The sequence below is a fragment of the Allobosea sp. P4_E12 genome (genome assembly GCF_056401655.1).
Genome location: NZ_JBFUIY010000070.1, coordinates 1 through 11,818, shown reverse-complemented (window position 1 = coordinate 11,818; position 11,818 = coordinate 1). Strand labels below are relative to the sequence as shown.

9 protein-coding genes and 1 pseudogene are annotated in these 11,818 nt (G+C 62.1%); 7 read left to right on the top strand and 3 right to left on the bottom strand.

All coding sequences use genetic code 11. The features are described from left to right. On the top strand, nt 1-253 hold a 253-nt coding region (locus tag AC1DW9_RS35225), incomplete at its 5' end, for an outer membrane protein (RefSeq protein WP_476855344.1). A 985-nt stretch (nt 254-1,238) separates the two neighbouring features. Here the strand turns inward: AC1DW9_RS35225 and AC1DW9_RS35220 are convergent. Further along, nucleotides 1,239-1,448 (bottom strand): hypothetical protein, encoded by a 210-nt coding sequence (locus AC1DW9_RS35220; protein ID WP_441509038.1) that lies wholly within the window; start codon nt 1,446-1,448, stop codon nt 1,239-1,241. 565 nt (nt 1,449-2,013) lie between these two features. Between AC1DW9_RS35220 and AC1DW9_RS35215 the strand changes: the two genes are divergently transcribed. The 4 genes from AC1DW9_RS35215 to fabI are packed head-to-tail and all read left to right on the top strand — an operon-like array spanning nt 2,014 to nt 7,184. Beyond that, nucleotides 2,014-4,218 (top strand): DUF3141 domain-containing protein, encoded by a 2,205-nt coding sequence (locus tag AC1DW9_RS35215; RefSeq protein ID WP_476777449.1) that lies wholly within the window; start codon nt 2,014-2,016, stop codon nt 4,216-4,218. A 2-nt stretch (nt 4,219-4,220) separates the two neighbouring features. Next, the gene (locus AC1DW9_RS35210; protein WP_476777448.1) at nt 4,221-5,198 is read left to right on the top strand and encodes a phosphate acetyltransferase; all 978 of its coding nucleotides are present in this window, start codon (nt 4,221-4,223) and stop codon (nt 5,196-5,198) included. A gap of 4 nt (nt 5,199-5,202) precedes the next feature. Next, nucleotides 5,203-6,384, top strand: coding sequence for an acetate/propionate family kinase (locus tag AC1DW9_RS35205; RefSeq protein WP_441509041.1), 1,182 nt, complete (start codon nt 5,203-5,205; stop codon nt 6,382-6,384). 14 nt (nt 6,385-6,398) lie between these two features. Further along, nucleotides 6,399-7,184, top strand: coding sequence for an enoyl-ACP reductase FabI (gene fabI, locus AC1DW9_RS35200; RefSeq protein WP_441509042.1), 786 nt, complete (start codon nt 6,399-6,401; stop codon nt 7,182-7,184). An 89-nt stretch (nt 7,185-7,273) separates the two neighbouring features. On the opposite strand, the gene AC1DW9_RS35195 is transcribed toward fabI, so the two are convergent. Beyond that, nucleotides 7,274-7,912: a Ros/MucR family transcriptional regulator gene (locus AC1DW9_RS35195; RefSeq protein ID WP_476777446.1), complete on the bottom strand. Its 639-nt coding sequence runs from the start codon at nt 7,910-7,912 to the stop codon at nt 7,274-7,276. Nucleotides 7,913-9,109: 1,197 nt separating this feature from the next. Between AC1DW9_RS35195 and AC1DW9_RS35190 the strand changes: the two genes are divergently transcribed. After that, on the top strand, nt 9,110-10,159 hold the full coding sequence (locus AC1DW9_RS35190; protein ID WP_441509044.1) for a hypothetical protein: 1,050 nt from the start codon (nt 9,110-9,112) through the stop codon (nt 10,157-10,159). Between the two features lie 789 nt (nt 10,160-10,948). Continuing rightward, complete coding sequence (locus tag AC1DW9_RS35185) at nt 10,949-11,161, top strand: hypothetical protein (protein ID WP_476770527.1); 213 nt, start codon at nt 10,949-10,951, stop codon at nt 11,159-11,161. A 70-nt stretch (nt 11,162-11,231) separates the two neighbouring features. Here AC1DW9_RS35185 and AC1DW9_RS35180 read toward each other — a convergent pair. Then, nucleotides 11,232-11,567 (bottom strand): annotated as a pseudogene (locus tag AC1DW9_RS35180) (integrase core domain-containing protein); the annotation flags it as partial. Nucleotides 11,568-11,818 lie beyond the last annotated feature (251 nt).

The window sequence follows — 11,818 nt, the reverse complement described above, 5'->3', positions numbered from 1 at the left end:
GAACACCAACCCGCTGACCGGCAACACGACGAGCAATGCCGGCTGGACCATCGGCGGCGGTGTCGAATACGCCTTCACCAATAACTGGACGGTCAAGCTCGAAGGTCTCTACGTCGATACCGGCGAGGGCAGGAGGGCCCAGGTCTTCGAAAACCCCGCGGGCGGCGTGCTGCCGGCCGGAACCTATACCGCGGTCAGCAATGGCGGCGGCGGCGCCGGACTCGTGCGCGTCGGCGTGAACTACAAGTTCTGACGCGCGGCGAATGGAATTCCTCCGGCCTGTTGGACAAGCCAAACAGCCGGAGGCCGCTGCAGCGGCGATTAGCGCACGAAGATCGCCCGCTGTTTTAACCAAACGTTGTTGCGGCGCAGTTTCTACCAAAAACGCGACAACGGTATTCGAGGGTCAACAGATGACGAAGTCGGCTATTGTTATTGTATCGATCGCTTTGCTTGCTGCTGGCGGTTGCGTTGGGTTTGGCAAGGGCAAGGGCAAGGCGCCCCCGCCGGTTGCGACGCCCATCGTCACGAAGGGCTAATGGATTGCGCGACGGCTCACCGCCGTCGCGCACCCACACGCGTTCCAGACATCAGTGATTATCAACGGGAGTGATCGCGTCGTACTGCGGCTTCGCAGCAGCCCTAATCAGCCAACCGGGACAACTGCGCTCGCTGACGAAGCCGTGACAGCGGCCACGAACCGGGCGCCGCAGGGCGGCTTGCGCCGCGCAAGGGTAGGTCCTTGATGACATTAAGACTTGGCTGACTCCATTACTGGGATGCAGGTCAGAGACGGGTTCAACATGTGAGTTCTGTCGTAGCGTTAAGGGAGCGTCATATGCTTGCGAGGAATCATCTCAGAGATGTCTGGCTGCGCATCGCGGTCGTGCTTGCTCTTGCGGCACTTGTCGTCCTCCCAATGCTGCTCAAATAGGAGCGCGGTCCAGCAGGCCGCTGGCTCCGTCCGGACGGCAGGCCGCACCGCCACTAAGTCAACTCTGGGGCCAATAGTGGATACTTCCTGAGAGAATAAGGCTGAGGCTGAGGCGAACGGAAGTCCGGGTTGGCCCGAAGGCGGACGCAGTCAACGTCGAGGATTGGATCGGCTCCGGTCGCCAGAGACCGATCTTCAAATGGCTCAGATGGGTGGTCGATTCTGGCCGTCCGATTTGGGTCGGAAAGCTGTCGTTCGATCGGGCCCTTCAACGCGGCTGCTTCCCTCGTATCCCCGCAACTGATCAATCCGGCGCCGTCGGCAGCATGCCCATGCCCGCCCGCCCGCGCGCAGTCAGCGCGTAGGTGTTAATGCCCGCCCACGCTGGCGCGGGCGTCCATTCGATCAGACCCTTGCGAATCGGTTCCTCGCGCGACTTTCTCGGCCGCAAATCGACGCGGCCGGTGTCTGGACGAAACAGGTGCAAGGTCCAGATTTCATCGCGCGTCAGCATGGCGCGGGCTCTCGCATTTCCTGCCGCGCCCGGTTTCACGAGCGCTTTGCGCGGTCGCGAACTTGTAGGCACTCGCGGAGAACGGACGCGTCCGCCAATTGCGGCCACGAGACCATGCCAACATCGTATCCAGCGAGCGCCCCAGCCCCGTTCCGGGCATCGAGATCTGCGCCTGATGCGGGTGGAAGCCGTCGATAATGCGAGGCGTGACGTCGCCCTTGGGTCGGCTCATGTCAGGTGGCCTTGATGCCTTCCTCGAATTCCTCGGGGACAGCGCGGCATATCGGTATGGATATTGCTACGAGCGCTATTCAAGGCGGCACGAGCAAAATTTGAAGGATTGATGACAGTCACAATGAAGAAATTGATGCAGTCGAGTGCGAAGCGCGGTCTTATCGAAGACGGCCGTGGATCTCCCTCTGGACCAGAGGCAATTAGCGGCGTACAAGGCTCATCATACGTCAATTTGATCTCAATCTAAGCATGCCGAAAAGTCATAATTCGGATTATGGCATGACGATGCGCGGTTTTTCGAACTGACCTTGGACGTTTCGGAGTGCGGGTTATGCTTTTTAATACGTCAAATTTCGTAACCGATGCTGCGGCTTATACAATCGATGCGGGGCAGCGTTGGATCCTGTTCCTCGACACGATGAGGCGGCGCGGGCTCCAATACGAGGAACATATCGCGCAGAGCGCGCCGCACGTGCTCGACTATGACGCCGATCTCGTCTGCGACGGGCGCGAGCTTCCCAGGCCGGTGAACTACATCCTGGCGCTCATCCTGCCACCGCCAAGCGTCGTCGTTGATGAGAGCAAGCGCCCCTTCGTCATCGTCGATCCGCGAGCTGGGCACGGCCCTGGTATCGGTGGCTTCAAGGCCGACAGCGAGATCGGGGTGGCTATGGCGGCCGGGCACCCCTGCTATTTCATCGGCTTTCTGCCCGATGCCATGCCCGGTCAGACGATCCAAGACGTCGCGCACGCCGAAGCCGTCTTCCTCGAACGCGTTATCTCCCGCCATCCCAAGGCCGAAGGCAAGCCGTGCGTTATCGGGAATTGCCAGGCTGGCTGGGCCGTCACGATGCTTGCGGCGATCCGGCCCGAACTGTTCGGGCCGATCATCCTCGCGGGCTCGCCCCTGTCGTACTGGGCCGGGGTAAAGGGCCAGAACCCGATGCGGTATTCCGGCGGCCTGCTAGGGGGGAGCTGGCTGACGGCCCTCACCGGCGATGCCGGTGCGGGAACGTTCGACGGAGCGTGGCTGGTCCAGAATTTCGAGAACCAGAACCCGGCGAACACGCTCTGGACCAAGCACTACAACCTCTATTCGAAGATCGACACGGAGGTCGAGCGGTACCTGGGCTTCGAAAAATGGTGGGGCGGGCATGTCACGCTGAACGCGGAGGAAATCCAGTTCATCGTTGACGAGCTCTTCATCGGCAATAAATTGGCCTGCGGCGACATCCGCACCGCGGACGGTACGTCGATCGACCTTCGCAATATCCGCTCGCCGATCGTGGTTTTCTGCTCGAAGGGCGACAATATCACCCCGCCTCAGCAAGCGCTCGACTGGATACTCGATCTCTACGACAGCGTCGACGAGATACGCTCCTACGGCCAGACGATCGTCTACGCCGTCCATGACAGGATCGGGCACCTCGGCATCTTCGTATCGGCGGGCGTGGCCCGGAAGGAACACGACGAATTCGCCTCCAATATCGATATCATCGACGTGCTGCCGCCCGGCCTCTACGAGGCAACCTTCGAATCGAAGGCCGAGGCCGATGCCAACCCAGACCTGGTGACCGGTGACTGGGTGATGCGCTGCGAGGCGCGCACGCTCGACGACATCCGGGCGCTCGGCGGCAACGATCTCGACGATGAGCGCCGCTTCGCGACGGCCGCGCGCGTGTCCGAGACCAACCTCTCACTCTACCGCGCTCTGGTCCAGCCCTGGATAAAGGCAGCCGCCAACCCTATCGCCGCCGAGGCCATGCGCAACCTGCATCCGTTGCGGCTGCAATACGAGCTGTTTGGCTCGCGAAACCCGTTTCTCTCCTGGCTTGAACCGACAGCGAACCAGGTGCGCGAGGAGCGCCAGCCGGCCGCCGCTGACAACATCTTCCTGAAGGCGCAGGACATGGTCTCGGATCACATCGTCAACGCCCTCGATGGCTGGCGCCAGCTGGCCGAGACCATGTCGGAGCAGACTTTCCGCGCCGTCTACGGCTCGCCCCTGTTGCAATCCGCCGTGGGAATTGACCCGAGTTCACCGTACCGCCCACGGAGCGCCGCCAGGAGCAAGCTCCATGACGAGTTCGTCCAGAAGCGGATCGGTGAACTGCGCGGCGGCTTTGGACGCGGCGGGCTGCTGCACGCCTGCGTGCGGGCGCTTCTCTATGTCGGCATGGCGCGGGAAGGCGTCGATGAGAGGAGCTTCGAAGCGATCCGACGCTTGCGCAAGCAGGGCGAACAGGCCCGGCGCATGACGCTGAGCGAGTTCAAGTCGCTGACCCGTGAGCAGTTCTTCATGCTGCTGATCGACCAGTCCGAGGCGCTGCGGACGCTGCCTGATCTGCTGCCGCCAGATCATGAGGCTAGAGACGCCGCATTCGCGCTGGTCGAGCAAGTATCGACGGCGCGTGGCGCCCTTTCGGGAGAGGCCGCCGGTCGGCTCGAAGAGATCAGAGCCCAGTTCGAGGCTGCACCGCCACTGGGCGCGAATCCCCCCGGCAACCTCCCCATCGCCGCAAGACGGAGGGCCTAGCGATGCGCTCGGCGGGCGACAAGACGCTGGGGGGGGCTGAGACGCCGCCCACCTCCAAATATGACAGGCTGATCGCGGCGGCCCGCAGCGGTGCGCCGGCGCTGACGATTGTCGCTCACCCTTGCGACGCAGCCTCCCTGCAGGGCGCTCTGGAGGCGCGCGACGAGGGGCTGATCGTGCCAATTCTGGTCGGACCGCAGCACAGGATCCGCGATGTCGCGCAGGCCCAGGGGCTGGACCTCGGTGCCGTGGAGATCGTCGACATGCCGCATAGCCATGCGTCCGCGGCCGAAGCCGTGAAACTCGTGCGAGAAGGGCGCGGCGAGCTGCTGATGAAGGGCAGTCTCCATACCGATGAATTGATGCGCGAGGTTGCGGCGGGAGCCACCGGGCTGCGCACGGAGCGGCGCATCAGCCACGTCTTCATCATGGACGTGCCGGGCCATTCCGAGACGCTGTTCATCACCGACGCCGCGATCAACATCTTTCCGGATCTCGATGCCAAGCGCGACATCGTGCAGAACGCGGTCGACCTCTGGGCCGGCATCGGCCTCGGTGTCCCTCGCGTCGCGATCCTCTCGGCCGTCGAGACAGTGACCACCAAAATCCCGACCACTCTGGAAGCGGCGGCTTTATGCAAGATGGCCGATCGTGGCCAGATCACCGGCGCGCTGGTCGATGGCCCGCTCGCCTTCGACAACGCCATTTCCCCGGAGGCCGCTGCCATCAAGGGCATCGTTTCGCCCGTCGCTGGTCACGCGCAGATCCTCGTCGTTCCCGATCTCGAGGCCGGGAACATGCTCGCCAAGAATCTGACCTTCCTCTCGCGCGCCGATGCGGCGGGCATCGTCCTGGGTGCGCGCGTGCCCATCATCCTGACCTCGCGCGCAGATTCTGTCCGGGCGCGCCTGGCCTCCTGCGCCGTCGCCGCGCTCTACGCAGCCGCTCGGCGGCATGCCGCCTCCGCGGCGGCGGTCTAGGCGCATGGACGCGATCCTGGTCGTGAACGCCGGCTCATCGAGCCTCAAGTTCCAGATCTTCACCGTTTCCCGCTCCGAGCTGACGCGGCAGGTGCGGGGGCAGCTCGACGGCATCGGGCATCGGCCGCGCCTACGCGCCTCCGATGCCAACGGGGCGTCGCTCGTCGATGTCACCTTCCAGCGCGAGGAGGTGCCGGACCTCCCGTGCGCGATCCAGAAGACCCGGACCTGGTTGCGCAGTCTGGAGGGGTTTCGCTTGATGGCGATAGGGCACCGCGTCGTGCATGGCGGTCCCGATTACGCCGCTCCGACCGTGATCGACCACGCGCTTCTCGACAAGCTGGCGACCTATGCGGAATTGGCTCCGTTGCACCAGCCGAACAATCTGCTGCCGATCCGGCTCGCCATGGAGATCAATCCGGACGTGCCGCAGATCGCCTGCTTCGACACGGCCTTCCATCGCGACCATCCGGCGCAGGCCGATTGCTACGCCCTGCCGCTGGCGCTCCACCGGGACGGGATACGGCGCTACGGCTTCCATGGCCTGTCATACGAGTATGTCTCGGAGCGCCTGCGCGAGACGTTTCCGGAGCATGCAGCCGGGCGGGTGATAATCGCCCATCTCGGCAGCGGGGCCTCGATGTGCGCTCTTCTGGACGGGCGCAGCGTCGAAAGCACGATGGGGTTCACGGCGCTGGACGGGCTGCCGATGGGAACCCGCCCCGGGCAGCTCGACCCGGGCGTCGTGCTGCATCTGATCATGCAGAAGGGGCTATCGGCCGAGGCGGTGTCCAAGCTGCTTTACCATGAGGCCGGTCTCAAGGGATTGTCCGGCATCTCTAGCGACATGCGCGATCTGCTCGGAAGCGACGACCCGCGCGCCGCCTTCGCGATCGACCATTTCGTCTATCGCTCCGCGCTCAGCATCGGCTCGCTGACGGCGGCGCTCGGCGGCATCGACGCCCTGGTCTTCACGGCCGGCATCGGCGAGAACGCGCCGGAGCTGCGTGAGCGCATCATCCGCCGCATCGCCTGGCTCGGCGCCGAGCTCGATCCAGCCGCCAATGCCGCAGGCGGATCATCGATCTCGGCGCCCAGCAGTCGCGTCGGCCTCCACGTCATTCCGACCGACGAGGAGTTGATGATCGCACGCCACACCATCCGCCTGTTCGACATCCCCCAGTGAACCGCGAGGCTGCCATGACCATTCCCGCCGTTAAAGCGAAGCTGCTGGAGGGCAAGAAGGGCCTCATCGTCGGAATCGCCAACGATCAGTCCATCGCCTGGGGCTGCGCCAAGGCCTTCCGCGCCTTCGGCGCCGATCTGGCCGTGACCTACCTCAATGAGAAGGCGCGCCCCTATGTCGAGCCGCTCGCCCGGGAGCTGGAAGCGCAGATAGTACTGCCGCTGGACGTTGCGGCGCCGGGGCAGATCGAGGCCGTCTTCGCGCGCATCACCGAGACCTGGGGCGAGCTCGATTTCGTTGTCCACTCCATCGCCTTCGCGCCGCGCGACACGCTGGCGGGACGCGTGACGGACGCTCCCCTCGAGGGCTTTTCGAAAACGATGGAGATCTCCTGTTGGTCGTTCATCCGCATGGCGCAGCTCGCGGAGCCGCTCATGAAGAACGGCGGCACCCTCTTCACCATGACCTATTACGGATCGCAGATGGTGGTGGAGAACTATAACATCATGGGCGTGGCGAAGGCTGCCCTGGAGTCTGCGGTGCGCTATATGGCCGCCGAACTGGGCCCGAAGGGCATTCGTGTCCACGCGATTTCGCCGGGTCCGCTGGCGACGCGCGCCGCCTCGGGCATTCCGGAATTCGATTCCCTACTGGAGAAGGCCAAGCGGAAATCGCCGGCCCGCGAACTCGTCGCGATCGACGATGTTGGGGCCGCCACCGCGTTTCTCGCGCACGATGCGGCCCGGCTCATCACTGGCCAGGTGCTCTATATCGACGGCGGGTATCACATCATCGATTGACCCGAGGGCAACGAGACAAGCGAGCGAACATTTTCGCTGAGGGAATGTGATTTTCGTCAGGGTGCTAATGTCTCCCGCTGCCTCGCGCCTCATGAGCCGCTGATTACGGCGGTCTTGCGCGCCCTCTTCGGTCTTGCGGACGGTTCCACCACTGGCTCGCCAACAGGTTTCGCCTTGTGTGGGGCGTGCTTCGTCTGGATACTCTCCGGCGCGGCCAGGCCCGCGGTGGGTGCGCTTGCCTTGATGCGCGAGGCGCGTTTTGGCTTATCCGCGACCGCAGACGCAGCCTCGACGATTGGTTCAGGCGCAGACGCGGCAGCCTTGCGCGACTGACCAAGGCCGGACGCCTTCGCCAGGGCCGATCGCGATTCCGCATAGCTCGGCGCGACCATGGGGTAGTCCGCCGGAAGGTTCCATTTCTGACGGTACTCGGCGGGCGTCAAACCATACCGCGTCCGGATATGCCGCTTCAGCGATTTGAACTTCTTGCCGTCCTCCAGGCATATGATGAAATCCGCCCTGATCGATTTGCGGACCGATACCGCGGGTTCCGGTTTCTTCTCCGGCTCAATCGACACCGGTGCCCCCAGCGAGCGGAGGGCAGCGTGGATATCATCAATCAGTTTCGGCAGCTCGGCGCTCGGTACGGAGTTGTTGGAGACATAGGCTGCGACGAGCGCGGCGGAAACCGCCACCAGATCGGTGCTATCAGACAGCTCGGACTGCATCCTTCAACCCCTTTTTGGTTCGTTTGCAGCTTTGCGATAGGTGGCAGTCACTCTTTCTCGATTTGCCCGCTTCATCAACTCCGCGCGCCGAGCGGTTTCGGTCCAGCGCCCCTCGGCCCCTCGGCTCCATCAAGTCTCTCAACCTGACGGAATCACAACCTACTGAAACCGCTCAACTCTTTTTGGGTTGGGACCTTAGACGTCAACGATCGGTCGAACCTCTCCGTTGAGTATTCGGGCCGCGAACATTACCCATAGCGTGATAAGGGGCGCCGCGAGTTTTACGAATACCCTTGTAGGAGGCATTTCTGGGGTTCATAAACCGCGTTCCATGAATGACGCGGACAGTTGTCTCACCATGGTTCGCGGTCGCAGGTGAGCTTGCTTCGAGACGTCTTTCTGGAGGGACGGGGGGTCAGCAAGAACGGTTCATTGAACCTAAGGAGTTCTGACATGAGCGAAATATTCATTTCGGAAGGGATTACTCGTCGACGCGGCCTATCCTTCTTGTGGTCGGCGGCCGCACTGGCCCTTGCTGGGGCCGTCTCGGTTTTAAAAGTATCAAATTCTCAGGCGCAGACCACCGGTATGGACCGACGTCAGGATCGGCGTAGCGGACGTGACGATCGACGCACTGAGCGCCGTACCGGTCGCACAACGAGACGTGAAGAACGGCGAAACTGAGTGAGGGGGGAAGAGGCGCGTGCGCGCCGACAGCCAAGACCGTTTAACGCTCGCATGACCGCGATAACTGATTGGCGCCTTGACGAGAACCGACCCCGGCCCCCTTGCGCAGCTAAGACCGATCAAAAGGCAAGAGCAAAGGCGCCGGGGCATCTGACCTTGAACAGATGCAAATCGAATTTCAACATACGCTTATCGTGGCGGGGGGGTGCTTCAAATTTGCGCTGCGCGTCTGGCCCCGGGGCCTTCTCGCGGTAAAGCCTGATAGGTGTGATTTCGGCTACCGTTTCCGCCCAACGAACCGGCTCGCCGCCTACTTCAGTTCGTAGTCAACCTCGTCCTTGGCGAACCACCCCCGCGGGCCCCCCCCTGCCACGAACTGGTTTAGAGTGTCCTCCTTGGCGGTCGAAAAATACCTCGACAAGTCATGCCGAAAGGCCCCCACTACCCATACTACCCCTGCCTTCTATGGATTCTTCCCCTTCGCAGCCACCTGGAACGAACGAGACCTAGATGCGTTTGGAATTATTAGCAAAGTCAGCCGGCATTATGCTGTTGATCGCATCCACTACAGCGAGCGCCCAGGCTCCAATCGCAGCACCTCCAAACTCAAGCGCCATCACCCCTCGGCAGAACGAGATCTTGGCGAAGGTGATGAGCCCGACCGGCGGTATGTTGACCAAGGAATTGCACACGGAATTTTGGCAGCCAGTTTATCAGATCGCGGCCCCTTCGGCAGCCGATCTTGCCACCATCAAAACAGTTGTCGACCTATCCCTGACCTATCAGAGGGAAATCTGGGCTTCCGCTCTGGCGTCGGCAAGGGCCCATCGTGAGGTGCTTTCGCCTGGGTATGCCGTCGCGCGCCAGGCCGCTCTCCAGCCCCCCACCGGCGTACTGCGTCAAGCTACTCAGTTGCAGGCGGCGGTTGAGAACGGCGACCGTGTTATACGCGCCGCAGCCACTGGCGCTGCCATCAACACCCGCGGCCAATCGGTCCATGTGACCGAGCAGATGGCCAGTCGGGTTCTCGAAGGATTGGAAGGCGTCGTCGCCCGGGCTCAGCGCCTATTCACGCTTGAATGGTCCGAGACCATGCCGCGCAGCGAGTTCTTTGCCGACATGAAGATCGCCGTTAGTTCGGATGTGCCCTTCACCAAAGGTGAGGAGACGATACAGATTGGCAATGCCTCAGTGCGTATGATCCAGTTAAGCCGAGGTATCAACGAATTTGAGCGTGTCACCATTTCAACAGCGACGCTGCCGGCCCCGTATCGGGTCGCAGAGCTGGAAGATTCGCTGAGACGCGTCGTATCAAATGCGTTTGAAAGCATCGGGGCGAGCCAAGTTGGCGCGAGTATAGTCAGTAACTTCAGCGGCGCCACCAGTGTCACCGCAACCGGAAAAATCTCTATCGGCGGAAAGACCTTTTGGATGGCCTTTCGCAGCGTCTATCGCGAAACCCATACGCAGGTGCTCGAGATTCTGACGATTTCGGACGCTCGCTCGAAGGCAGTAGCCCTGCGAGAGCGTCAGGAAAATGACATTCGGCTGCTCGATTGAGTGTGGATTGCCGTCCTGGATGTGGATGGGGGGACCTGGCCCCACGCTCTTGAGCGAGCTCCCTCGGCAGATCGCCGGGTGTATTGCTACGTATACCCGGCCTACGGATATGGCTACCCTGCCTATTATGGGCCGCGGGTCTATTACCGCCTGCGTCATTACTATGCGCGGCCAGCCTATTATGCCCCCCCCCCGTTATTACGGCTGGAATCGGGGCTATTACCGCCAGAGCTACTACTGGTGAGGCTAGGACAGACGATGAGCTCTCGCTAGGGAAACACTGATAGCTTCGCCCGATTGGCCGTGCCACTGCACGAACTGCGTCGACCTTACCTCAGTGAACCTTCAGATCGTGCCATACCGTTGTCTCAGATGCGGATCAGAGGCGGTTGTGAAGTACGGCGATCCCGCAATATCCGACGTGTCTGGCCGTACTGTCGCGTCATGGGACAAGGACACGCTATCGAGCGGCCTTCATCTTTGTCCCAACTGTGAGAAGCGAACGCTGAGGTTTGGTGATGGTGTTCTCCAGCGGCCACGTCTGATGTACGACTAAACTGCTCGGATTTTCGAGAAGGCGGTCCTAGCCGGTCGCACCGAGGGTCTGTTAGCCCACCCAATTCGGCGAGCCTGGACGACGGTACCGGCCAGCAACGGACACTTCCACCGGATGGCGACTTGGGGCAAGATGCGCAGACCGTAACCATAAGGAAGCGGGTCCACGCCCAGAGTTTATGCAAACAGCGCGACCAATCGCGCCCTCATGTACTCCGTTATAGGGTGGCCACGATGACAAAGCTCCATCCCGTGCACGATCTTCAGGCCAACCTTGAAGCAGCGCGCCTCAAGTTCATTGAAACACTAGCGGGGAAAGTGTCCCCACCCACTCCCGATGCGTTACGGGAACTTGCGGCAATTCATATGGCCCTGTCTGCTGTTCGGGAAGAAATCGAGTTGCATAGCGTAAGATTGGGATGGGGCGATAAGGACGAATTGAACTAACTGAAGTGTATCGAATCGCGTCAATTGCCCGCGACGGTGGCCTGCCCCCATCAGGTGGCCCGGTTCTAATCTAATGCATGGTGGGCTTGGCGGCCACGTTTGAGGTGGCCGGCGAAGCGGGTTGGGTTTGCGTAGCCGGCCACGCCACGGCGGTTGGTGCTGGCGGCCGGTAGCCGAGCGAGGAGTGTGGGCGCCGGGTATTGTAATGCTGACGCCAGCCCTCGATGACGATCCGGGCCTCGGCGAGGCTGTAGAACAGCTCGCTGTTCAGGAGTTCGTCGCGAAGCTTGGAGTTAAAGCTCTCGCAATAGCCGTTCTCCCAAGGACTGCAAGGTTCGATAAATGCCGTCTTCGCTCCAACCGCCACGATCCCCTCCCGCACCGCCTTGGCGACGAACTCGGGACCGTAGCACATTGGGAAGAGGCTCGACCGTTGCCTGACGGCGCGCGAAGCCTTGCGTAGCGCAGCGCGCCGTCACGGCGGTCATGGCCGGCCAGAAGGTCTCTAAAGTGAGGTTGTCGAGACAACACTTTGGAGCGAGGCCAACCATGACCAAGCGCTTTTCTACTCCCACCGGCGCCGTGCTGGTAGCGATCGACATGTCCAAGCACCGCCAGGAGGTGCTGATCGAACGGCCAGAAGGAAGGCGGTCGACG

Bases quoted from the DNA above. Each gene is read 5' to 3' on its own strand.
- AC1DW9_RS35190 (WP_441509044.1), top strand. From the start codon at position 9,110: ATGCGTTTGGAATTATTAGCAAAGTCAGCCGGCATTATGCTGTTGATC.
- AC1DW9_RS35205 (WP_441509041.1), top strand. From the start codon at position 5,203: ATGGACGCGATCCTGGTCGTGAACGCCGGCTCATCGAGCCTCAAGTTC.
- AC1DW9_RS35215 (WP_476777449.1), top strand. From the start codon at position 2,014: ATGCTTTTTAATACGTCAAATTTCGTAACCGATGCTGCGGCTTATACA.
- AC1DW9_RS35185 (WP_476770527.1), top strand. From the start codon at position 10,949: ATGACAAAGCTCCATCCCGTGCACGATCTTCAGGCCAACCTTGAAGCA.
- AC1DW9_RS35220 (WP_441509038.1), bottom strand. From the start codon at position 1,448: ATGCTGACGCGCGATGAAATCTGGACCTTGCACCTGTTTCGTCCAGAC.
- AC1DW9_RS35195 (WP_476777446.1), bottom strand. From the start codon at position 7,912: ATGCAGTCCGAGCTGTCTGATAGCACCGATCTGGTGGCGGTTTCCGCC.
- fabI (WP_441509042.1), top strand. From the start codon at position 6,399: ATGACCATTCCCGCCGTTAAAGCGAAGCTGCTGGAGGGCAAGAAGGGC.
- AC1DW9_RS35210 (WP_476777448.1), top strand. From the start codon at position 4,221: ATGCGCTCGGCGGGCGACAAGACGCTGGGGGGGGCTGAGACGCCGCCC.